Origin of the sequence: Kibdelosporangium phytohabitans, assembly GCF_001302585.1 — a bacterium.
Classification (GTDB): Bacteria; Actinomycetota; Actinomycetes; order Mycobacteriales; family Pseudonocardiaceae; genus Kibdelosporangium; species Kibdelosporangium phytohabitans.
Genome location: NZ_CP012752.1, coordinates 3,272,164 through 3,293,799, shown reverse-complemented (window position 1 = coordinate 3,293,799; position 21,636 = coordinate 3,272,164). Strand labels below are relative to the sequence as shown.

Annotated in this window: 21 protein-coding genes; 7 read left to right on the top strand and 14 right to left on the bottom strand. The window is 68.5% G+C overall.

Annotation, left to right across the window (positions count from 1 at the left end; all coding sequences use genetic code 11):
- Positions 1 to 38: 38 nt before the first annotated feature.
- Both AOZ06_RS15295 and AOZ06_RS15290 read left to right on the top strand, forming a co-directional pair.
- Positions 39 to 680, top strand: a complete 642-nt coding sequence (locus tag AOZ06_RS15295) for a hypothetical protein (RefSeq protein WP_054290009.1) — start codon at positions 39 to 41, stop codon at positions 678 to 680.
- Positions 681 to 778: 98 nt separating this feature from the next.
- Complete coding sequence (locus AOZ06_RS15290; RefSeq protein ID WP_054290008.1) at positions 779 to 1,861, top strand: J domain-containing protein; 1,083 nt, start codon at positions 779 to 781, stop codon at positions 1,859 to 1,861.
- A gap of 45 nt (positions 1,862 to 1,906) precedes the next feature.
- On the opposite strand, the gene AOZ06_RS15285 is transcribed toward AOZ06_RS15290, so the two are convergent.
- Positions 1,907 to 2,860 carry a sigma-70 family RNA polymerase sigma factor gene (locus tag AOZ06_RS15285; RefSeq protein WP_054290007.1) on the bottom strand — a complete coding sequence of 318 codons (954 nt, stop codon included), beginning with the start codon at positions 2,858 to 2,860 and terminating at the stop codon, positions 1,907 to 1,909.
- A 428-nt stretch (positions 2,861 to 3,288) separates the two neighbouring features.
- Between AOZ06_RS15285 and AOZ06_RS15280 the strand changes: the two genes are divergently transcribed.
- Complete coding sequence (locus AOZ06_RS15280; RefSeq protein ID WP_157233028.1) at positions 3,289 to 3,456, top strand: hypothetical protein; 168 nt, start codon at positions 3,289 to 3,291, stop codon at positions 3,454 to 3,456.
- Positions 3,457 to 3,671: 215 nt separating this feature from the next.
- Here AOZ06_RS15280 and AOZ06_RS15275 read toward each other — a convergent pair whose 3' ends face one another.
- From AOZ06_RS15275 to AOZ06_RS15225, 11 genes are all read right to left on the bottom strand, one after another.
- Positions 3,672 to 3,911, bottom strand: coding sequence for a helix-turn-helix transcriptional regulator (locus AOZ06_RS15275; protein WP_054290005.1), 240 nt, complete (start codon positions 3,909 to 3,911; stop codon positions 3,672 to 3,674).
- Between the two features lie 58 nt (positions 3,912 to 3,969).
- Positions 3,970 to 4,824 (bottom strand): ABC transporter permease, encoded by an 855-nt coding sequence (locus AOZ06_RS15270; protein WP_054290004.1) that lies wholly within the window; start codon positions 4,822 to 4,824, stop codon positions 3,970 to 3,972.
- Positions 4,821 to 5,729: an ABC transporter ATP-binding protein gene (locus tag AOZ06_RS15265; RefSeq protein WP_054290003.1), complete on the bottom strand. Its 909-nt coding sequence runs from the start codon at positions 5,727 to 5,729 to the stop codon at positions 4,821 to 4,823. Before AOZ06_RS15265 ends, AOZ06_RS15270 begins: the two co-directional genes overlap by 4 nt.
- 91 nt (positions 5,730 to 5,820) lie before the next feature.
- Positions 5,821 to 7,506 carry a malto-oligosyltrehalose trehalohydrolase gene (treZ, locus tag AOZ06_RS15260; protein WP_054290002.1) on the bottom strand — a complete coding sequence of 562 codons (1,686 nt, stop codon included), beginning with the start codon at positions 7,504 to 7,506 and terminating at the stop codon, positions 5,821 to 5,823.
- Positions 7,503 to 9,701 (bottom strand): malto-oligosyltrehalose synthase, encoded by a 2,199-nt coding sequence (locus AOZ06_RS15255; protein WP_054290001.1) that lies wholly within the window; start codon positions 9,699 to 9,701, stop codon positions 7,503 to 7,505. Before AOZ06_RS15255 ends, treZ begins: the two co-directional genes overlap by 4 nt.
- Entirely contained in the window at positions 9,702 to 11,822 is a 2,121-nt protein-coding gene (glgX, locus tag AOZ06_RS15250) for a glycogen debranching protein GlgX (protein WP_054290000.1), read from the bottom strand.
- A gap of 73 nt (positions 11,823 to 11,895) precedes the next feature.
- Positions 11,896 to 13,788, bottom strand: coding sequence for a 4-alpha-glucanotransferase (gene malQ / locus AOZ06_RS15245; protein ID WP_054289999.1), 1,893 nt, complete (start codon positions 13,786 to 13,788; stop codon positions 11,896 to 11,898).
- Between the two features lie 8 nt (positions 13,789 to 13,796).
- Positions 13,797 to 14,171 (bottom strand): hypothetical protein, encoded by a 375-nt coding sequence (locus AOZ06_RS15240; RefSeq protein ID WP_157233027.1) that lies wholly within the window; start codon positions 14,169 to 14,171, stop codon positions 13,797 to 13,799.
- Between the two features lie 174 nt (positions 14,172 to 14,345).
- Entirely contained in the window at positions 14,346 to 15,224 is an 879-nt protein-coding gene (ligD, locus tag AOZ06_RS15235; protein ID WP_054289997.1) for a non-homologous end-joining DNA ligase, read from the bottom strand.
- Positions 15,217 to 16,650 carry a non-homologous end-joining DNA ligase gene (gene ligD / locus AOZ06_RS15230; protein ID WP_054289996.1) on the bottom strand — a complete coding sequence of 478 codons (1,434 nt, stop codon included), beginning with the start codon at positions 16,648 to 16,650 and terminating at the stop codon, positions 15,217 to 15,219. The genes ligD (AOZ06_RS15235) and ligD (AOZ06_RS15230) overlap by 8 nt, the downstream gene beginning before the upstream one ends.
- 17 nt (positions 16,651 to 16,667) lie before the next feature.
- The gene (locus AOZ06_RS15225; protein WP_054289995.1) at positions 16,668 to 17,168 is read right to left on the bottom strand and encodes a hypothetical protein; all 501 of its coding nucleotides are present in this window, start codon (positions 17,166 to 17,168) and stop codon (positions 16,668 to 16,670) included.
- Positions 17,169 to 17,355: 187 nt separating this feature from the next.
- Here AOZ06_RS15225 and AOZ06_RS15220 point away from each other — a divergent pair, with 187 nt between their 5' ends.
- Both AOZ06_RS15220 and AOZ06_RS15215 read left to right on the top strand, forming a co-directional pair.
- Positions 17,356 to 17,805: an ATP-binding protein gene (locus tag AOZ06_RS15220; protein WP_054289994.1), complete on the top strand. Its 450-nt coding sequence runs from the start codon at positions 17,356 to 17,358 to the stop codon at positions 17,803 to 17,805.
- Positions 17,802 to 18,581, top strand: coding sequence for a SigB/SigF/SigG family RNA polymerase sigma factor (locus AOZ06_RS15215; protein ID WP_054289993.1), 780 nt, complete (start codon positions 17,802 to 17,804; stop codon positions 18,579 to 18,581). Before AOZ06_RS15220 ends, AOZ06_RS15215 begins: the two co-directional genes overlap by 4 nt.
- Before the next feature lie 6 nt (positions 18,582 to 18,587).
- On the opposite strand, the gene AOZ06_RS15210 is transcribed toward AOZ06_RS15215, so the two are convergent.
- Complete coding sequence (locus AOZ06_RS15210; protein WP_054289992.1) at positions 18,588 to 19,910, bottom strand: MFS transporter; 1,323 nt, start codon at positions 19,908 to 19,910, stop codon at positions 18,588 to 18,590.
- Positions 19,911 to 19,954: 44 nt separating this feature from the next.
- On the opposite strand from AOZ06_RS15210, the gene AOZ06_RS15205 reads away from it, so the two are divergent.
- On the top strand, positions 19,955 to 20,482 hold the full coding sequence (locus AOZ06_RS15205) for a PadR family transcriptional regulator (RefSeq protein ID WP_054289991.1): 528 nt from the start codon (positions 19,955 to 19,957) through the stop codon (positions 20,480 to 20,482).
- Between the two features lie 9 nt (positions 20,483 to 20,491).
- Here the strand turns inward: AOZ06_RS15205 and AOZ06_RS15200 are convergent, their stop codons facing one another.
- Positions 20,492 to 20,800: a WhiB family transcriptional regulator gene (locus AOZ06_RS15200; RefSeq protein WP_054296664.1), complete on the bottom strand. Its 309-nt coding sequence runs from the start codon at positions 20,798 to 20,800 to the stop codon at positions 20,492 to 20,494.
- Between the two features lie 178 nt (positions 20,801 to 20,978).
- On the opposite strand from AOZ06_RS15200, the gene AOZ06_RS15195 reads away from it, so the two are divergent.
- Positions 20,979 to 21,554: a nuclear transport factor 2 family protein gene (locus AOZ06_RS15195; RefSeq protein ID WP_054289990.1), complete on the top strand. Its 576-nt coding sequence runs from the start codon at positions 20,979 to 20,981 to the stop codon at positions 21,552 to 21,554.
- Positions 21,555 to 21,636 lie beyond the last annotated feature (82 nt).

Sequence of the window (21,636 nt, the reverse complement as noted above, 5' to 3'; positions counted from 1 at the left end):
CCGTTGACAAGTCCCAATGTCGTCATCATGATGACATCATGGACGGCTACGACGACGCGCGGCGCCTGTTGGGCGACAACGGGTGGAACACGGGCGCCTCAGCCGCGGCCGACGCGATGAACCTGCTCCAGGGCGTGGCCGAAGGTGGCGACAAACCCACGTCGACCGAACTGCTCGCCGCGTTGGTCGTCCTGCGCCGCCTGCGCGAGGACCTGGCCAGGTGGGAGCCGGAGCTCATCACCGCGGCCCGCGGACTGGGCACGAGCTGGGCGGCGATCGCCCCCGCGCTCGGCCTGGCCAGCAGACAGGCCGCCGAACGCCGTTATCTCAGGCTCAGCCCGCTGCCGTCGGGTACAACCGTTGCCGAGCAACGGGTACGCGAAGTGCGCGACCAGCGCGCGGCCGACCGCGCGGTCAGCGAGTGGGCCCGCGAGAACGCCGCTGTGCTGCGTCAACTCGCCGGTCAGGTCATCGGTTTGCCCGGGCCGCAGCAGCGCAAACTCACCGCGGCGCTCGCCAAGGACGACCCGACCGCGTTGCTCGCGCCCCTGGCCGCGGCGCGAGAACGCTTGCGTCACAGCCAACCGGCGCTGGTCGACCGGATCGAACAGCTCACCGCGCACGTCCAGCAGCTCAGGGACGCGTCCGACGAGTCACGGGCGCACGGCGAACCGCGATGACACCGACGGCTTGATCGGATTCTCTTACAAGACCCGGTTTCGCGCTCGGCGCACGGCCCGTTTCGCTGTGTGCGGCGGCGACCGAATATCGTGTCCGCGTGCAGCACGTCGACTACTACGAACTGCTTGGCGTGGACGAGAACGCCACAGCCGGCGAGATCAGATCGGCGTACCGCGCACTCGCCAAGGTCATGCACCCGGACGCGGGCGGCACAGCGGGAACGTTCCGGCTGCTCCGCGAGGCGTACGAGACGCTGTCGGACCCGCAACGCCGTGCCTGCTACGACAGCGACGACGACGAGGACGAACCCGAGGAGCCCGCTCCGGCGCCGGTCCGGCGCGTCGCCCGCAAGATCGTGCGTGACGACCCGGACTACGTTCCCGCGCAGGCGGAGATCCCGGCGGAAACGATTCCGTGGTGGCACACCGTGACCACCACGGAGGCCGTGATGTCGCCGCCGGTCCGGCCCGAGCCACCGGTGCTGGCGGCCGCGGTCGCGACCTGGGTGATCCTGTTGCTGGCATTGGTGCTGGTGGCGCCGCCGGTGCCGCTGCTGGTGATCTGGCTGCTCGCCTTGGCGGCCTCCGGATCGGCGCTGTTCAAGTCCGTGCGGCGGCACCTCGACGTGCGCACGGCGAACCGGGCGTTCCTCGCGCGGTTCGGCGCGGAGCAGATCTTCGGCGCACCCGGCGTCGGCACGGACCACCGGGCCGAACGCCTGACAGCGAACCTGCTGGCCACGTACCTGACGCGGCTGCCGGCCGCCCGGATCTTCCACGGCATCGCCGAACCGGGCTCGGTGTTCGCGGACGTGGACCACGCGGTGCTGTGCGGGCGCAGGCTCGTGCTGATCGAGTCGAAGATGTGGCTGCCCGGCCACTACGACGTCGACGAGGACGGCGAGGTGTGGCGCAACGACCACCCGTTCCGCGGCGGATCGATCCAGCTGGCCGACCAGATCGCCGAGTTCCGCGCCCTGTGGCCGGATTTGGAGGTGCGCGGCGTGCTGTTGCTGTACCCCACCAGGCCGGGCGACATCACCACCGACCAGACCGGTGCGGTGATCCCGCCGATGGTCCCGGCCGACTTCGTCAGGGACATCGGCGCCTGGCTGGCAGCGGACCCGCTCACGGTGGACAAGAAGGCCTTCACCGAAGTGCTGGCCCAGTTGGCACACTGAAGCCCCGGTCGGCGGTGACCGGGGCCTGGGCGGGTGCTACGGGTTTCAGCCTGCCAGAGCCAGCAGGTTCTGGTTGCGGCTCGGGTGCCGCAGTTCGGCGAGGGCGTGCTTCTCCAGCTGCCGGATGCGCTCACGGGTGAGACCGATCCGCTCGGCCACCTGCTGCAGCGTGTACTCGTGGCCGTCGTGCAGGCCGTAGCGCAGCGAGATGATCAACGCCTCGCGCTGCGGGAGCGTCGCGATCTGCTTGCGCAGCTCGCCGTAGAGCTCCTCGCGCTCGAGGATCTCGGCCGCGTTCTCCGCCTCCATGTCGGGGACGAGGTCAGCGATCTTGGAGTCGCCGTCCTCACCGACAGGGGTGTCGAGGCTGACCGCGTCGCGACCGGCGCGACGCAGCTCCACGATGCGCTCGGCGGTGGTGCCGACCTCCTCGGCCAGCTCCTGCGGCGTGGGATCGCGGTTGAGCTTGGTCTCCAGCTTGCGCTCGACCCGGCGGAACTTCGCCAGCTCCTCCACGACGTGCACCGGCAGCCGGACCGTGCGGGTCTGCTCGGCGAGGCCGCGGCCGATCGCCTGCTTGATCCAGGCCATCGCGTACGTGGAGAACTTGAAGCCCTTCGAGTAGTCGAACTTCTCGACAGCGCGGATCAGCCCGAGGTTGCCCTCCTGGATGACGTCCAGCATCGGCAGCCCGGCCTGCGAGCGCTTGCGGGCCTGCGAGACCACGAGGCGCAGGTTGGCGCGGATCATGTGGTCCTTGGCCCGGACACCCTCCCTGGCGATGATCTTCAGCTCGGCCGGGTCGTGTGCGATTTCCTCGCCCTCGGCGTGGCGACGGAGCAACTCGGTGGCGTAGAGTCCCGCTTCGATACGCTTGGAGATCTCCACTTCCTGCTGAGCGGTGAGCAGTGGTGTCGCTCCGACCTCGGCCAGGTAGTATCCAACCAGATCGGCGTCTTCGCGAAGGCGTGATACGGCCTTGGTCGTCTCGACGGACATGGTCTCCCCCTTTCAGGGCGCGCAGGTCTTCCCCGCGCCGCCGCGGTCGGCGAGCGAGGTGCGAACGATGTCCCCGGAGTTACCGGTTACGCAGCGTTCAACGGTACCTGTCCACTGGGTATTCCACGTGTGCGACGATCGACACATGGCCGCATGACGCCGAGCGCGCCGACTTCACTCGATCAGGTCAGGTTCATTCCCGATTGTAGCCCTGAGCAGGGCTGATCCACGCCCTGTTTATTGCTGGATCCTGTCAAGCCGACACGTCAGGCGCGTGAGCAGGATCACTCTCAAGGTTGGACGCTAGCTAAAGCCTACCTCAAGCGAAATCACCCGCGCGCATTCCCAGACCCTCATTTGGCGTCATCGAGCCGCTCGAGCACCTTCAGGGCATGTTCCGGTCGCCCCGCTCGAAAGATGAGCCCGAAGTGCTACGGCTCGAGGAGGCGCTGGCGGATCGGGCGACCGCGGAGTTGTCGTACACAGGTGTGTCGATCAACCTGCTTGCCATGCGGCCGGAGATCTACCTGCTCCTGCTGATCAACGACCCTTCGTGGCCACGGGAGGAGCAACGGATCGCGGCCACCGCCGGGTGACCGTTCCGGCTGGGCTGGGAGCACGCCGCAACCCCGCAGGAGGTCCGGCGCACGTCACCGGACCATCCTGACCGCTGGAAACCACGCATCGACGGCAAGGCGCTGGCACCGATGCGCGGTCAGCGCCTCGCCCGACATTCCTGGTCCCGAACGCCGCGGCGGCGATCGCCCTGGCCATGGAGCTGCTGGCGCGTCACCGTGCCACCAGCTGACGCTCAACCGGCCTTTTCCGCGCCGATCCGGGGGAAGGGTGCGGTGGAGAAGACCACCTCGACGGCCACCTCGAAGTGTTCGGCGATCTTCAGCGCCAGGAAGAGGCTGGGGCTGTACTCGCCGCGTTCGAGGTAGCCGACGGTTTGGTAGTGCACGCCCAGTGCGTCGGCGAGTTGGCGGCGGGAGATGCCGCGTTCCGCCCGGAGCATCGCGATGCGGTTGTAGATGGCCTCGCCGCTCATGTCTTCTCCCCGATCCGCGCGCTCGTGCCGCAGGGGGCCGTGCCGGTCGGGCCGCTCATCAGTTGACCCTCTGCAGTGCCTTCTCCCTGCGTTCGGCCATCGCCGCGCCGGACTCCCTGCGCGCCATCCTGCGCAGCACCGCCGGCGCGAGCACCAGTCCGATCACCGCCCACAGGCCGAGCACACCGACGGTTTCCCAGTGCCGCCATGAACCGCCGATCTCCACCACTGCCAGGCCGTCGGGCAGCATAGCCGAGCGCATCCCCAGCCCGAGCCAGTAGATCGGGAACACCTGGCCGACCAGCTGCATCCACTGCGGCGCTTCGCTCAGCGGCGTGAAGATGCCCGACACCGCCACCAGTCCCATCACCGGCAGCATCATCAGTCCCGATGTGCGCGGGTTCTCGAACATCGACCCCAGGATCGCGCCGATCGGCATCGTCGCCACCAGCCCGAGCACCAGCACCCACGCCAGCGTCAGCCACGCCCCCGCGGTGTTCAGTGCGATCCCGTCGAACAACACCAGGCCGGGCACCAGGATCATCGCCAGGGTCACGACTGTCAGGCCCGCGATCAGGACGATCTTGCCCACCAGGTAGCCGAACATCCCGTTGGGGATGGCTTTCGCCCGCAGCAGTGTGCCGTCCTCGCGTTCGACGGCCAGGTGCTGCATCACGGTCATCATGCCGTTGAAGGCGACGCTCATGCCGATGACGCTGCTCAGCGACATCGTGCCGAGCGAGAAGCCCGTGGTGCCGACCGTCGAGCCCCGCATGAAGATCATCACGGTCAGCAGGATCACGTTCGGGAAGATCAGCGCGAAGATGTCCGTCGCGGTGATGAACGACTGCTGGAACTCGAACACACCACGCCGCGCCCCCGACCGGGCCGCTGCCACGAGTGGCGCCGTCATCGCGCCACCTCCACGAGCTCGCGCTCCGCGGACTCGTACTGACCGGACTCGAAAGCCACCACCATCGCCATGTACGTGTCCTCCAGGCTCCCCCGGCGCACTTCGAGGCCGCCGATGTCGTCGCCGTGCTGCTTGAACAGGTCGTGCACGAACCTGGTCGCCTCACGCGTCGAATGCACGTACCGCTGGCCGTGCAGCGTCCACTTCACCTCGGTCTCGGTGGCCATCCGCAGCGAGAGCTGGTCGGCCGAGCCGTCGGCGATCACCGCGCCGCCCGCGAGGATCAGGATCCGGTCGGCCAGTTTCTCCGCCTCGGCCAGGTCGTGCGTGGTCAGCAGGATCGTGGTCTCCTCGTCGTCGGCCAGCCGGTGCACCAGGTCGTGGAAGTCCCGCCGGGCCGCCGGGTCGAACCCGACCGTCGGTTCGTCGAGGAACAGCAGGTCAGGGCGGCCGACGATGCCGATCGCCACGTCGAGCCTGCGCCGCTGCCCACCTGAGAGCTGCCGGACCCGCTTGGTGGCGTGCTCGGTCAGGCCCACCACGCTGATCAGCTCGTCCGTGTCCCACGGCTTGCGGTAGGGCTCGTAGTACGTGGCCAGGTGCCCCAGCAGGTCACGGACACGCCATTTCGCGTGGTCCCGCCACGACTGGAGGACCACCCCCAGCCGCGCGCGCCACGTCTCGTCGGCGTGCGCGGGGTCCTCCCCCAGTACCGAGACCTCACCGGCGGACCGCATCCGGAACCCTTCGAGGATCTCGATCGTCGTGGTCTTGCCCGCTCCGTTCGGCCCGAGCAAGGCCAGCACTTCCCCCTTGCGCGCCTGGAAAGTGACGCCCTTCAGCACGTCGTTCGTGCCGTATCGCATCCGTAAGTCGCGGATGTCGAGTACGAGGTCGTCGTCCATCACGCCCCCTCCCGTCCAACGTCTCCGCCAGAATGTAGCAGACCTACTACATCTGACACTACACGTCGGCTACCTGGTGGGGCGGGCTTCGTCAGCGACGGATGATGGCGAAGTTCTCCGGCGGGACCACGAGGTCGGCAACCCCCGGCGACGCGAGCAGCACCTCGCCCGCCGGACGCGTCACGTCCGTCGCACCCAGGTTGCAGACCAGCTGGATCCGGCCGCGGTGCAGCACCACGACCCGGTCGTCCTGCTCGACCGAGAACGCGTCCAGCCGAGGGTCGGACAGCTCGGGGTGCTTGCGGCGCAACGCGATGAGCGCCTTGTAGGTGTCCAGCACGGACGCGTGCGCCGATTGGTCCACTTCGGACCAGTCGAGCCGGGAACGCACAGCTGTCGCCGGGTCCATCGGGTCGGGGACCTCGGACTCACCCCAGCCGTGCTCGGCGAACTCGCGGCGGCGGCCCGTCCGGACGGCCTCGGCGAGTTCCGGGTCCGGGAAGGACGCGAAGAACTGCCACGGCGTCGACGCCGCCCACTCCTCCCCCATGAAAACCATGGGCGTGTACGGAGAACAGAACATGATCGCGGCGCCGCACAGCAGCACACCCGGCGACACGGTCGCGGACATGCGGTCGCCCTGCGCGCGGTTGCCGATCTGGTCGTGGTTCTGCAGGAAACACAGGAACCGGTGGCCCGGCGTGACCGCCTTGTCAACCGGGCGGCCGTGGGTGCGGTCACGGAACGACGACCACGTGCCCGCGTGGAAGAAAGCGTTCTCCAGCGCGGTCTTCAACGCGTTCGGCGCGCCGAAATCCTTGTAGTAGCCGTGGGTCTCGCCGGTCAGGAACACGTGCAACGCGTGGTGCAGATCGTCACACCACTGCGCCGCCAGGCCATACCCGCCTGCCGCACGGGGTGTGACGTGCCGCGGGTCGTTCAGGTCGGACTCGGCGATGAGCGAAAGCGGGCGGCGCAATCCCGCCGACAACGCGTCGACCTCCTGCGCCATCTCCTCCAGCAGATGGGTGGCGCGAGTGTCCAGAATGGCGTGGACGGCGTCCAGGCGCAGCGCGTCGACGTGGAAATCCCGGAACCACATCAGCGCGTTGTCCAGCACGTAACGGCGGACCTCGTCCGAACCGGCCCCGGTGACGTTCAACGCCGGGCCCCACAGGTTGCGCCCGGCGAAGTACGGCCCGAAACGGTCGAGGAACGCGCCGGACGGCCCCATGTGGTTGTAGACGACGTCGAGGACGACGCCGAGCCCACGGGCGTGCGCCGCGTCGACGAACCGTTTGAACCCGTCGGGACCGCCGTACGGCTCGTGCACGGCGCCCCACAGGACACCGTCGTAACCCCAGCCCACTGGGCCGTCGAAGGAGTTCACGGGCATCACCTCGACGAAGTCGACGCCGAGGTCCACCAGGTGGTCGAGTTTCGCGCTGGCCGAGTCGAACGTGCCTTCCGGCGTGAACGTCCCGATGTGCAGCTCGTAGAGCACGCTGCCAGGCAACGCGCGCCCAGTCCACGCGTGGTCGCCCCACGAGAAGGCGCTGTGGTCGTACACCCGCGACGGGCCGAAAACGCCTTCGGGCTGGCGCGATGAACGCGGATCGGGCAGCGGTGTCTCGTCGTCGTCCACGAAGAACGAGTAGTCCGTGCCCGTGACGCCCGCGCGCCACCAGCCGCCGGACTCCTCGGTCATCGGGTGGAATTCGCCGTCGACACGCACCCGCACCCGCGACTTGCCGGGCGCCCACACCGAGAAGGTCACTCGCCACTCCGAACCAGAAGCGCCACCGGGTACCGGGAGAACAACTCGGACACCAGCACCTCTCGTGAGTGTTTCGGCCGGTTAGAACCGGCCGAAACACTCACGAGGGCGTCGGTCCAGTCGCCTTGCAGGGTCAGGGTTGTGTCACGCCAGCCGCCGGACCGCTCCAGCCCCACGGGCAGGCGCGTCGCCACCGCGATCAGGCCGTTGCGCGAGAAACCGACCAGGTGCTCAGCGGCCGGCCCAGTGGCTTCGATCGGCGCGTAGCCGGTGAACAGCTCCGGACGTTCCCAGCGCAGCCGCAGCGTGCGGGAGACGACGTGGAGTTTGGCCGCGCCGGACTCGTCGATCGGCGGTGGCGCGTCCTCGATCCCCGCCAGGATCTCCCGGCGCAGCTCGAAGTCCACCGGCCGCCGGTTGTCCGGGTCGACCAGCGAGTAGTCCCACAGCTCGGTGCCCTGGTAGACGTCGGGCACGCCCGGCATCGCCAGCTGCAGGAGCTTCTGCCCCAACGAGTTCGACCAGCCGGGACCGCGGACGCGGCCGACGAACTCCTCGATCTCGCCACCCAGTTCGGCGAGCACGCGGTCCGGCCACGCGGCCACCTCGGCGTCGAACTCGTCGTTGCGGTCGGTCCAGCTGGTGGCGATCTTGGCTTCGCGCGAGGCCTTCTCCAGGTAGCCCGCGAGCCTGTCCGCGCTGATCGGCCACGCGCCGACGATCGTCTGCCACGCCAACAGGTTCAGCGTCGGCTCGGACAACCCGGCCTTGGCCGTCCACAACCGCACCTTCTCGGCGAACTCGCCGGGCAGCTCGGACAGCACGGCGAGCCGGGCGCGGACGTCCTCGGACCGCTTGGTGTCGTGTGTGGACAGCGCGGTCATGCCGGTCCCGGTCGCCGCGGCCACCTTGGCGTGGAACTCCGCGACCGGCACGCCGAACCTGCCGGGGTCGCTGCCGACCTCGTTCAACGCCACGAACCGGTTGTAGCGGTAGAACGTGGTGTCCTCGACGCCCTTGGCCATCACCATCGCGGCCGTCTGCTCGATCCGGGACGTCAGCTCGCCCGGCGGGTCCGCCATCATCCGCTCGCCGATCCCACCGGACGGCAGGTTCTCGGCGATGCCGTCGGCCACGTACGACCGGTAGACGCCGAACCGCGGCAGGAAGTCGATGACGGCCTGTTCCGGCACGCCCAGCCGGGAGATCCGGCGCACCTCGGCCCGCAGCAGGTGCTCGGCGACCCAGCGCTTGCGGTCGGCCTCCATCGCGTGCAGGTCCTGGTTTCCCGCCAGCTCCGAGAACGCCGGTTCACCGGCCGGGTCGATGAACAGCCCGCACACCAGGCGGAGCGCGTCGTAACCCGTTGTCCCGTGCACCGGCCAGGTCGAGGGCAGCGTCTCGTCGGCGCCGAGGATCTTCTCGGCCACGATCCACGCCGACGGCGCGGCGGAGCGGAGGCGCCGCAGGTACTCACCCGGGTTGGCCAGGCCGTCCGGGTGGTCGATCCGCAGCCCGGTGACCTCCAGGTTCGAGATCCACCGCAGCACAGCCGAATGCGTCGCCTCGAAGACCTCAGGGTCCTCCACCCGCACGGCCGCGAGCGTGGTGATGTCGAAGAAGCGCCGGTAGTTCAGCTCGGTGTTGCCGCGCCGCCAGTTCACCAGCCGGTAGTGCTGGCGCTCGTGCACCTGCTGCGGCGTTCCGCCGGCGGTGCCGTCGGCGATCGGGAACCGGTGCTCGTGGTAACGCAACTCGCCGTCCGCCACGGACAACTCGTCGAGCGCGTCGGAACCGAGCACCGGCACCAGGACCGGTCCGCTGTCCCAGTCGATGTCGAAGTACTTCGCGTACCGCGACGACCGCCCGTTGGCCAGCACGTCCCACCACCACCGGTTCGCGGACGGGTCCGCGATGCCCATGTGGTTGGGCACGATGTCGACGACCAGGCCCAGCTCCAACTCCTGCAACTCGCCGACCAGGCGCATCCGCGCGTCCTCACCGCCGAGCGCCGGACTGGCGATCGACGGGTCGACCACGTCGTAGCCGTGCGTCGAGCCCGGTGTCGCGGCCAGCACCGGCGAGGCGTACACCGCGCCGACGCCCAGTGCCGCCAGGTAGTCCGCGATCTCGGCGACCTGGTCGAACGTCATCGCCGGGCCGAGTTGCAGGCGGTAGGTGGAGCTGGGGATCATCTAGTCTTCTTCTTCCTCGGCTCGTTGCAGCACGACCAGGGAACGGGCTTGCACCTTGAGCGTGGACTTCGCCGGGACCGACGGGCCGTTGCCGACCTCACCGGTGGCGGTGTCCACCACGACCGACCAGTTCTCGGCGTAGTCGCCGTTGGGCAGGGTGACGTCGATGTCCTCGTGGTGTGCGTTGAAGCACAGCAGGAACGAGTCGTCGGTGACCTGCTCGCCGCGCTGGTCGAGGTCGGCGATGCCCTCGCCGTTGAGGAACACCACGATGCACCGGCCGAACCCGGACTCCCAGTCCTGCTCGGTCATCTCCTGGCCCGACGGGGTGAACCACCCGATGTCACGCAGTTCGTCGCCCTTGCGGATCGGGCGCCCGGCGAAGAACCGGCGGCGCCGGAACACCGGGTGCTCCCGCCGCAGCTTGGTCAGCGCCGCGGTGAACGCCTTCAGCTCGCCGAAGTCCTCCGCGCGTTCCCAGTCCACCCAGGAGATCTCGTTGTCCTGGCAGTAGGCGTTGTTGTTGCCGCCCTGCGTGCGGCCGATCTCGTCACCGGCCAGCAGCATCGGCACGCCCTGCGACAGCATCAACGTGGCCAGCATGTTGCGGCGCTGTTTGGCGCGTAGCGCGAGCACTTCGGCGTCGTCGGTCGGGCCCTCGGCGCCGCAGTTCCACGACCGGTTGTCGTTGGCGCCGTCCCGGTTCTCCTCGCCGTTGGCGTCGTTGTGCTTGTCGTTGTACGACACCAGGTCGTTCAACGTGAAGCCGTCGTGCGCGGTGACGAAGTTGATCGACGCGAACGGGCGGCGGCCGTCGTCCTGGTACAGGTCCGACGAGCCGGTGATCCGTGAGGCGAACTCGCCCAGCGTCGCGGGCTCACCGCGCCAGAAGTCCCTGACGGTGTCCCGGAACTGACCGTTCCACTCCGTCCACAAGGGAGGGAAGTTGCCGACCTGGTAACCCCCGGGGCCGACGTCCCACGGCTCGGCGATCAGCTTGACCTGGCTGATCACCGGGTCCTGCTGGACGATGTCGAAGAACGCGCTCAGCCGGTCCACGTCGTAGAACTCGCGGGCCAGCGTGGCGGCCAGGTCGAAGCGGAAGCCGTCCACGTGCATCTCGGTCACCCAGTACCGCAGCGAGTCCATGATCAGCTGCAGGGTGTGCGGGTTGCGGACGTTCAACGAGTTCCCGGTGCCGGTGTAGTCCATGTAGAACTTGCGTTCGTCGTCGACCAGCCGGTAGTAGGCGTCGTTGTCGATCCCGCGCATGGACAGCGTCGGCCCGAGGTGGTTGCCTTCGGCGGTGTGGTTGTAGACCACGTCGAGGATCACCTCGATACCCGCTTCGTGCAGGTCACGGACCATCGCCTTGAACTCCTGCACCTGGTTGCCGCGGCCGGTGGCCGAGTACGCCGAGTGCGGGGCGAAGAACCCGATCGTGTTGTAACCCCAGTAGTTGCGCATGCCGCGCTCGAACAGGGCGTGGTCGGTGACGAACTGGTGCACCGGCATCAGCTCGACAGCGGTCACACCGAGCTTCTTCAGGTGCTCGATGATCACCGGGTGCGCCAGGCCCGCGTACGTGCCGCGGATCTCCTCCGGCACGAACGGGTGCTGCAGTGTGAGCCCGCGCACGTGCGTCTCGTAGATGACCGTCTCGTTGTACGGGATCTTCGGCAGCCGGTCGTTGCCCCAGTCGAAGTACGGGCTGACCACGACACCTGTCGGCACGTGACCGGCCGAGTCGGTGTCGTTGCGCCCGTCCGGGTCACCGAACGGGTAGCCGAACAGCGACTCGTCCCAGTCGACGTTGCTGCCCGCGACCGCCTTGGCGTACGGGTCGAGCAGCAGCTTGTTCGGGTTGCAGCGCATGCCGTTGGCCGGGTCGAACGGCCCGTGCACGCGGTAGCCGTACAGCTGGCCTGGACCGACGGTCGGCAGGTAGCCGTGATGCACGAACCCGTCCACCTCAGGCAGTTTGATCCGCGTCTCCCGGCCGTCGTCGTCGATCAGGCACAGCTCGACGAACTCGGCCACCTCCGAGAACAATGCGAAATTCGTCCCGGCGCCGTCGTACGTGGCGCCGAGCGGGTAAGGGGTTCCGGGCCAGGGCCGCACACTCGCTCCTCGTGTTGCTTTGCGATGACCCTAGAAGGTGTCACCGCGCTACCCGTCAGGGGCACTGGAGATGTCACCCAGGGTTCGTTTGCAGAGCGTGCACGACCCGGCGGACGCCGGGCTGTGAGAACAGTTGCTCCACCGGCACCGGCAGGGGGATCCGCCAGTTCGGGTACTCGTCGACCGTGCCGGGCAAGTTGGGTTGTCGCAGGTCACCGAGCGCGTCGGGGGGCGATGTGAGAATCAACGCGCTGCGGGCGCGGGTGAGCACGGCATGCATGGCGACCAGGATCTCGTCTTCCGTGGCGTCGTGCGACTCCAGCACTCCCTCTTCCACCAGGAAAGCGATCATGTCCCTGCGTTCGGCGGCCACCCGTTCGTACTCCTTCGCCACGTCGCCGACGAGCCCCAGTTCCGCGCGGACACGCACGTTCTCCGCCTCGAGGAACCCGGCCGCGGTCGGCAGGTCGTGGGTGGAGATGCTCGCCATCGACGCGGGTTCCCACGAACGGATGGGCACAAACGGGTGACCGCGGGTTTCGTAGTCGCGCTGGAAGTAGAGCACGGCCGAGGAGAGCATGCCGCGCTCGTGCAGCGTGGTCGTGACGTGCGGCTGGACCGTGCCGAGGTCCTCGCCGACCACGACCGCCGAGTGCCGGTGGGCCTCGAGCGCGAGGATGCCCAGCATGGCCTCGCTGTCGTAGTGCACGTACGTGCCGCGGCTCGGCGGCTGGCCCGGTGGGATCCACCACAGCCGCCACAGCCCGGCGACGTGGTCGACCCGGATCCCGTCGCCGTGCTTGAGCACGCTTCGCAAAACTTCGATGAACGGTTGGTATCCCGCCGCCGCGAGCTTGTCCGGGCGCCACGGCGGCAGCCGCCAGTCCTGGCCCTGCTGGCTGAACGCGTCCGGCGGCGCACCGACGGTGACGCGCGGGGCGAGCACGTCCTGCAGCGCCCAGGCGTCGGCTCCGCCGGGGTCCACGCCCACCGGCAGGTCGTGCACGATGCCGACGGACATGCCACTCGCGGCAGCCCGTGCGGCGCCCAGCTGCTTCTCGCACACCTCCTGCAGCCACGCGTGGAACGCCACCCGCGGCGCCAGTTCCCGGCGCGCGGCAACGACGTCCGGGCTGTCGGGGTGCCGCAGCCCGGACGGCCACTCCCGCCAGTCGCCGCCGTGCTTCTCGGCCAGCGCGCAGAACGTCGCGTAGTCCCGCAGCCCCGGTTCGAGGTCGCGGATCTCCCCCGGCCACAACAGTTCAAGAGCGGCCACCTTGGCCGCCCACACCGCGTCGTAGTCGATCAGGCCGCCGATCGGGCCCGGTGCGAGGGCGAGCACGTCCGACCGCGTGTCCGGGCCGGCCGCGCGGAACTCGTCGGTGTCGGTGACCTTGATGTACAAGGGATTGGCGAAGCGACGGCTGGACGGCGAGTAGGGCGAGCGGTTCACCGGCAAGGTCGGCACGATCGCCTGCACCGGGTTGACCAGCAGCACGCCCGAGCCGTGTTCGTGCGCCGCGCCCGCGAAGGCCGCGAGGTCGCCGAAGTCGCCCATCCCCCACGATTCCCGCGAGTGCAGCGCGTACAGCTGCAGCATCCAGCCCCAGGCGCGCGGGACGTCGGGCAGCCGGGCGGGCGTCACCGCCAGCGGGATCTGCCTGCCCCCCGCTTCCAGCACGTGCCAGCCGAGCGGGAGATCGGCGGGCAGCCGGTCGGCGACGTCGAGCCGCCCGCCGTCCTCGGTGCGCAGCAGGCCGCGGCCGGTTTCGTACCGGGTGCCCTGCCGGACGACGATCGTGTCCGGCAGGCCCGGTCGTTTCGCGGGCGCGGACGGGTCCACTTCGAGCTGTTCGAGTATCTCGAGCACGACGGCCCGGTCCACTTCGACCCGGCGCTGGTCGGCGTCCTCGTACCACGTTGCGACACCGTGGGCGCCTGCCAGCGCCGCCAGGTTCTCGTCGATCGACTCGCTCAGGGGAGATCCTTCTTGGCAGACGGCGGGGTGAGCCGTTCACGGGCGGTGGTCAGCGCGACCCTGGCCTGGCTCAGCTCGGAGGCTTCCAGGTGACCCTCGGCGGCGTGCACCGCCTGGACCGCGGCCGCGATCATGCAAGTCTCCCCGATCGCGGCGGTGTGTGCGAGCGCGCCGTGCAGGTTGTCGTTGACCCGGCGCATCGCGCCAAGCACCTCGGTTCGCTCGGCGTGCGCGACTTTCTGCAATTCCACCAGCGCGGTGTCGACAGCGCGGCGCAATTGCAATCCCGGGGTCAGTGCCAGTACGGGCCGGGGCAACTCGGCGTGCACACGCCTTTGCTCCGGCGGGGTTCTCGGTCTCGTCGTACCCACTGATACAACTGAAGAGCGCTGACGGGACACCGTGAACCACTCCTTCCGACCGATCCCCGTTCGGGAGATTACCCCTGTTTTCCACGTGCGCTACCCACCAACCGCGTCGTTCGCTGGAACATGTGGGCGAGGGTTGACAACACGTTTCCTGCTCGTGCCGGCGTAATCGTCCGGTCATTCCGCCGGCACCCGTGGATAGGCGAGCAGATCGCCCAATTCGCCGGCCCGCGCGCGGACCTCGTCCGCGGTGAAGGTCAGATCGTCGACGTGATCGCACTCCTCCACTTCCTGCCAGGTCACCGGCGTCGAGACGGTCGGCCGGGCCCGAGCGCGCAGCGAGTACGGCGCGATCGTGGTCTTGGCGGGCCGGTTCTGGCTCCAGTCGATGAACACCTTCCCGCCGCGCTGCGCCTTGGCCATCGTGGCGACGACCTGCCGCGGGTACTCCCGTGCCAGCCGCTCGGCGAGCTTGCGCGAATACGCCAGGGTGTCGATCTCGTCCGGGCCGACCGGGACGTAGAGCTGCATGCCCTTGGACCCGCTGGTCTTCGGGTACGCCTCGTAGCCGCCCTCGGCCAGCTCCTCGCGCAGCCACAGCGCGACCTGGCAGCACTCGACGACGGTCGCGGGCGGGCCGGGGTCGAGGTCGAACACCAGCAGGTCCGGATCGACACCGACTCTCCACTGTGGAACGTGCAGCTCCAGCGCGGCCAGGTTGGCCACCCACACCAGCGTCGGCAGGTCCTGGACCAGCACGAAGTCGAGTGACTCGTTGCCCTGGCTGCTGCCGGGCGTCGGCAGCCGCTCGGTGCGCACCCACTCCGGTGCGTGCCGTGCCACGTTCTTCTCGAAGAACGACTGGCCGTCGACACCGTTGGGGTACCGGCGCAACGTCACCGGGCGGTCGCGCAGGTGCGGCAGCAGCACGGGCGCGATCCTGGCGTAGTAGTCGATCACCTGCGCCTTGGTGAAGCCGGTCTCCGGGTAGAGCACCTTGGTCATGTTCGTGAGCTTGAGCGTGCGGTCCTCGACCTTCACCAGCTGGTCAGCCATTGAGCTCCACCTCGTCCGGTGACTTGTCCGCGCGCAGGCCACGCCACACCGGTGCGCGCATCCGGCCGTCGGTCGTCCAGATCCGGAACACCACCTCGCCGACCAGCTCCGGCTCGACCCAGTTCGCGCCGCGCGCGCGTTCCGGCGGGAGCTTGCCGTTGAACGGTGAGGTCTTGCGGCCGAGGGGACGCAGCCGTTCGGTGAGCGACTCCAACTCCGCGTCGGAGAACCCCGTTCCGACCGAACCGACGAACCTGAGGCCACCCTCATCGGGTACCCCGAGCAGCAACGCGCCAAGCACGCCTTCCCGGCGGCCTTCCCCCGGCCGCCAGCCGCCGATCACCACCTCCTGCGGCCGCACGTCGGCGACCTTGATCCACGCCGGGGACCGGCCGGGCGTGTAACGCGAGTCGAGCCGCTTGGCGATCACGCCTTCCAGCCCCTGCTGCCTGCTGGCCGCCAGCACGGCCGCACCGGCGGCGGGATACGACGGCGAGGTGTACCAGTGGCTGCCCTTCAGGCCGAGCTTCTCCAACAGGGCGCGGCGGTCGGCGAACGGCGACTTCAGCAGCGACCGGCCCTCGAAGTGCAACAGGTCGAACAGCAGCAGGCTGACCGGGGTCTGGCTGACCAGTTTGCGCGCCTGTGCCGAGTTGCTGACGTGCATCCGCTTCTGCAGCTCGGCGAAGCTCGGTTTCCCGCCCGCGAACGCGACGATCTCACCGTCCAGCCAGGCCTGGGCGCTGCCCATCTGCTTGCCCAGGTCGGCGAGCTCCGGGTAGCTGGCCGTGACGTCGTTACCCGCGCGGCTGTAGATCTGCAGCCGTCCGCCCTCGACGCGGACGAGCGCGCGGACGCCGTCCCATTTGAACTCGTACGCCCATTTGCCGCCTTGCCCGGCCGGGGGCATCGGGCCGATCGTGGCCAGCATGGGCTTCATCTCGTCCGGCAGCGGCTGCCAGTCCGGGTCCTGCGACGCGCCGCGCCTGCGCACGATCCAGCCATCGCTGCGCTTGAGGAAGGTGAAGTGGCCGTCGACACGGCCGCCGTGCAGGACCACGTCGACCTCGTAGTCCTCCCACTTGAGCGTTTCGTACGTGCCGCGGTCCCAGATGGTCATCTTCCCGGCGCCGTACTCACCCTTCGGGATCACGCCCTCGAAGGTGGCGTACTCCATCGGGTGGTCCTCGGTGTGCACCGCGAGGCGCACGGTCTTCGGATCGGTCGGCAGGCCCTTGGGCACCGCCCACGACACCAGCACACCACCGCGTTCCAGGCGGACGTCCCAGTGCAACTGGCGGGCGTGGTGCTCCTGGATGACGAACGTGTCGTCGTCACCGTGCGGGAGCACGGCCTCGTGAGGCACGGGTTCCGGCGTACGCGCGGCGTCACGCTTCTTGCGGTACTCCGTCAGATCACCCGACACGGGTACAACCGTACGCGTCAGGCCGCCAGGCCCGCCCCCCTCAGCCAGTCGGGGGCGTCGACGCCCTGCTCCTCGCACCACTCGAGCATCCCGATCGTCCACAGTAGAGCGTGGACGACCACTTCGAGCGTCGATTCCAGATCGATGTCACGCAACGCGAGCTCCAGCTGGAACCTGGCGTCATCCGGATGGCCGTTGAGCTCGGCGAGCAGGGCGCGGATGGTCGCTCGCAGTGGCGGCTCGAGGTGGTCGATCGCGACCGCCTCATCGGAGTCGTCCCTGATGTCGACGGCGAAGAGGGTCTGCGCGGGCACGTCGCCCGCCCGCAGTTCGACCATCTGGACCGCGGCGGAGATGAGCTCCCCCACGACCTGGTGCGGTCCCGGCCCGCCCGTGGCCTGCTCGGCGAGCAGCTGGTCGAGCGCGTCGACCAGTCCGGTCGTGTCGCCGTCGCGGGCCATCGCGACCAGGGCCCTCGCGCGGGCCCGAATCTGCGCGAGCGGACACTCGTCCCTCATCTTCGTCCACCTCCCCAGGCGTGCGGTTCACCCGGATGATCGGCGCAAGACCCCTGGTAGTTACCCTCGCCGGCCGCAGTTCAACCATTCACCATTTTTACCGCTACCGACCGTCACACGCGTTTGCCGCAGCGACCGTGTGGTTAACCAGCCCACCAGTTGTCATACCAAAACGAGGGGCGGTGACATGACTGCGGCCAACAAGTCCTTCGTGGACAGTTCGGTTGACGTCGGTGACATCGAGCTGAGAGTTCCGGCCGAGGCGCGCTACCTGCCGATCATCCGGTCGCTCGCGGCCACGATCGCCATGCGCGAGGACTTCGACCTCGACTTCGTCGCCGATCTGAAGCTGGCGGTCGACGAGGCCTGCTCGATGCTGTCGGCCGCGGCGTGGCCGGGCACCGACCTGCGCTGCCGGTTCCGGGTCGCCGACGACGCGATCGCCATGCAGGCGACCGCTTTGTCCACTGTGGATGATCTGCCGCTCGACACCAACTCGTTCGGCTGGCGGGTGCTGACCACGCTGACCGACAGCGCCAGCACCAGGGTGGAGCAGGTCCCCGGTGGGTACCGGGTGCTGATCGAGCTGAGCAAGCGGGGTCCGCACCCAGCTGATCCGAGGATGGGTGGGGCGTGACGACACGAGCGAGAACCAAGAACAGCTACGAACACCTGGCACCCCTGTTCGTCGAGCTGGCAGCGCTGGCCGAGGACGACCCGCGCCGCACCCAGCTACGTGACGAGCTCGTCACCGGGCACCTGCCGGTGGCCGAGCACATCGCCAGGCGGTTCTCGCACCGCGGTGAGTCGAACGAGGACCTGGTGCAGGTGGCCACGGTCGGGCTGATCAACGCGGTCGACCGGTTCGACCCGGAACGCGGTACGGACTTCCTGTCGTTCGCCGTGCCGACCGTGATGGGTGAGATCCGCCGGTACTTCCGCGACTCCAGCTGGTCGGTGCGCGTGCCGCGCCGGCTGAAGGAACTGCACCTGGCCATCACGGCGGCGGGCAACGAGTTGTCGCAGCAGCTCGGCCGCGCACCGACCCCGAGTGAGATCGCCACCCGGCTGGGCATGAGCAAGGACGAGGTCTACGAGGGCCTCGAGGCAGGCAACGCCTACCACTCGGTGTCGCTGGACGACATGCTCACGCAGGACTCCGACAACACCTCACTCGGCGAGATGCTGGGCGAGCCGGACTCGGCGATGGAGGGCGTGGAGAACCACGAGTCCCTGCTGCCGCTGGTCCGGGAGTTGCCGGAACGGGAACGGACCATCCTGTTGCTGCGGTTCTTCGGCAACCTCACCCAGACCCAGATCGCGGAGAAGGTGGGCATCTCGCAGATGCACGTCTCCCGCCTGCTCGCGCGGACCCTGCAGAAGCTGCGCGACGGCATGCTCGAACCCGAGTAACCATCGTCAGTGCGCCGACGCGAGCAGGTTCACGTCGGGTATGGCCAGTACCGCGGCCAGGGCGAGCAGTCCGCCAATCGTGCCGACGATCGCGATCGTCCCGCCGACCTGTTGAGCAGCCAGCAGGGCCTGGCCGGTGGCGAGCCCCGTACTGCCGCCGAACTGTTTGACCAGGTTGAGCCCCGCGGTGGCGGCCCCGATGTCCCGCCGGTCCACCGTGGTCTGGGCGACCATGGCGATCCCGCCCATCGACGGCGCCGCGCCGAAGCCGATCAGCGCCGTGCAGGTCAACGTCATCCACAGCGGAATCCCGCTGTCCAGCATCGCCAGCGGCGCCGAGCCGGCGACCACGAGAACCGCACCGGCCGCGAGCGCGGACCGCACCCGTCCACTGCGGATCGCGACGGCGGCCGTGAGCCGGTTGCCGATGATCATGCCGCCCATCAGCGGCAGCACCAGCCAGCCCGACGCCGTGGCGCTGTAACCGAGAACCTGCTGGAAATAGACACCCAGGAACAGCCCGGCCGGCATCATCGCGACTGTGAACAGGAATCCGGCCGCGGTCGCGGCGCTGTAGCCACGGCTGCCGAACAGTCGCAACGGGACGATCGGAACCTCGGCCTTGCGTTCCACCGCAACGAACACCGCCAAGGCGAGGAGCCCGGCAGGCAGCAGCCAGCCGCCGATCAGGACGAACGAGATTCCCGAACTCAGCAGTGCCAGACCGGCGTAGTCGAACCGCCCGGTCTCGGTGCGTTCCACGGTGCTGCTCGGTGCGAAACGCGCCAGCACGGCAGCGGCGGCGAGACCGATCGGCAGGTTGCCGAGGAAGATCCACTGCCAGCCCCAGTGGTCGGTGACGAATCCACCGGCCAGCGGGCCGCCGATGAAGCTGATCACCATCATGCCCGCGAGCAGCGTCTGCATCCGCAGCATGCCCCGCGCCTGGCTGGGCGGGTAGAGGTCACGCACGAGCGTCATACCCACCGTCATCAGCGCGCCCGCGCCGATTCCTTGCACCACACGGAAAACAATCAGCCACGGCATGGTCGAGGCCGCCGCGCACAGCGCTGAGCCGATCAGGAACAGCGCCAGGCCGGTGAGCATCGGTGTCTTGCGGCCGTACAGGTCGGCCACGCGGCCGTAGATCGGGATGGTCACCGTCGAAGCCAGCAGGTAGGCGGTCACCGCCCAGGTCAGGTCGCTCTCGCCGTGCAGCGTGGCGGCGATGCGGGGCATGGCCGTGGTGGTGACCGTGCCGTCGAGGGCGGCCAGCAGTGCGCAGACGAGGGTGGCGAGCAGGATCGTGCGTTTCCGGGACTCATTCACAGGTCAAGTTTGACCGGTCAGAGTCGATCGGTCAAACTTGTGCCATGTCCCTCCGGCACGCCGTCCTGGCCACCCTGCTGCCCGGCCCGCAGAGCGGGTACGACCTGGCGAAGAAGTTCGACGAGGTCATGCGGGGTGTGTGGTACGCGCGCCGCAACCAGATGTACGGGGAACTGGCCAAGCTGACCGAAGCAGGCTTCGCCGTGCAAGCAGCCGAAGGACCACGCGGCAGGCGCGCGTACTCCGTGACCGACGAAGGACGCGCGGAACTACGCCGCTGGCTGGTGGAAACCGAACCGGACCGGACAGTCAGGGACGAGACGATGCTCAGGGCGCTCCTGGTGTCCACACTGGAGCCCGCTGACGCACTGGGAGTGCTGGCGCGCGAGGAAGACGTGCTGCGGACCGAACTGCACGCACTGCGCGGTTACCTGGATTCCCTTTTGGCGGAACCCGGAACCGATCCCATGGTGATGGGCCTGTCGCTTCGGGCGCACATCGTCGAAGGAATGCTGAAATGGACAACGGACGCGACCCGGCGATTCCGGGCCGCGCCCGATGCGCGGGGATAAGTACTGTGGTTACGCGGCCGGCTGGTGCTCCTGCTGCCGGGAACGCCGGTTGGAGAAGATCGCGCGGCGCTCGTCCTCGTCGAGTCCGCCCCAGACGCCGAACGGCTCACGCGTCTTGAGCGCGTGCTGCCTGCACTGCATCAGAACGGGGCAGTCGTGGCACACCTGCTTGGCGCGGGCCTGCCGCATCCGCCGCGCGGGGCCGCGTTCGTTGTCGGGGTGGAAGAAAACCGCAGACTCCTGGCCACGGCAGTTGCCCTGAAGCTGCCAGTCCCACTGCTCGACAACTGGCTTGGGCAGTCGCTTGGTGTAAGTCATGGTGTCTTCTCCCCACCCGGTCAAGTCCATCGTGAGGCCCGGGTACCCAAGCACATGCGAGACCTAACCACCCAAAAACACAACCGGGTGATGTGACACCCTTCACGGTAGTGCCTCATGACCTTGATCGCCGATCGGCCCACTATGGGAGGAGGGGGCCGAACGGAGGTAGCACCGGATGAACGCTCGCGTCGAGGACAAGCAGGCCATCTCGGAGCTGATGACCGGGTGGATGCACCGCGATCTGAACGAATGGGATCACCTGCGCGGGCTGTTCCACCCCGGCGCCAGGATGGAGATCGCCTGGTTCGAAGGGCCAGCGACCGAGTTCGTGGCCGCCTCAGAGAAAATGGGCCACTCTGATCTGCGCAGCAAGCACCTGATCGCCAACCCGGTCATCACCTTCAACGGCGACAAGGCCGTGGTGGAGACGAACGCGGTGCTCGTGGCGGAGAACGTGCGGCTGAACCTGGGCTTCAACGTCCACAACCGATTCATCGACCGGGTCGGGAAACGCGACGGCCGATGGGGGATCGTGCACCGCTGCAGCGTCTACGACAACGGCACGTTCACCTTCCCGCTCGGCCTCGTCGACATCGACCAGGCCGTCGTCACGAAGTACCCGCGCGAATACGCCGCACTCGCCTACGTACTGGAGAAATCCGGCTATCCGGTCAACCGCGTCTTCCCCACCAAGGGCAGCGACCTGGAACGCGAAATCAAGGACGCGGCGGCGAAATGGCTGAATGAATGACTAGGCCCCTGTCGAAGTCTCCGTTCGATGCGGGTCTGCCCCGGCCGAAGGCCGGAGTCGGGCTTCAGCGGGGTGGACCGCA

Bases quoted from the DNA above. Each gene is read 5' to 3' on its own strand.
- AOZ06_RS15295 (WP_054290009.1), top strand. From the start codon at position 39: ATGGACGGCTACGACGACGCGCGGCGCCTGTTGGGCGACAACGGGTGG.
- AOZ06_RS15285 (WP_054290007.1), bottom strand. From the start codon at position 2,860: ATGTCCGTCGAGACGACCAAGGCCGTATCACGCCTTCGCGAAGACGCC.
- AOZ06_RS15275 (WP_054290005.1), bottom strand. From the start codon at position 3,911: ATGAGCGGCGAGGCCATCTACAACCGCATCGCGATGCTCCGGGCGGAA.
- AOZ06_RS15270 (WP_054290004.1), bottom strand. From the start codon at position 4,824: ATGACGGCGCCACTCGTGGCAGCGGCCCGGTCGGGGGCGCGGCGTGGT.
- AOZ06_RS15265 (WP_054290003.1), bottom strand. From the start codon at position 5,729: ATGGACGACGACCTCGTACTCGACATCCGCGACTTACGGATGCGATAC.
- AOZ06_RS15255 (WP_054290001.1), bottom strand. From the start codon at position 9,701: ATGATCCCCAGCTCCACCTACCGCCTGCAACTCGGCCCGGCGATGACG.
- ligD (WP_054289997.1), bottom strand. From the start codon at position 15,224: ATGGCTGACCAGCTGGTGAAGGTCGAGGACCGCACGCTCAAGCTCACG.
- AOZ06_RS15225 (WP_054289995.1), bottom strand. From the start codon at position 17,168: ATGAGGGACGAGTGTCCGCTCGCGCAGATTCGGGCCCGCGCGAGGGCC.
- AOZ06_RS15220 (WP_054289994.1), top strand. From the start codon at position 17,356: ATGACTGCGGCCAACAAGTCCTTCGTGGACAGTTCGGTTGACGTCGGT.
- AOZ06_RS15205 (WP_054289991.1), top strand. From the start codon at position 19,955: ATGTCCCTCCGGCACGCCGTCCTGGCCACCCTGCTGCCCGGCCCGCAG.
- AOZ06_RS15200 (WP_054296664.1), bottom strand. From the start codon at position 20,800: ATGACTTACACCAAGCGACTGCCCAAGCCAGTTGTCGAGCAGTGGGAC.
- AOZ06_RS15195 (WP_054289990.1), top strand. From the start codon at position 20,979: ATGAACGCTCGCGTCGAGGACAAGCAGGCCATCTCGGAGCTGATGACC.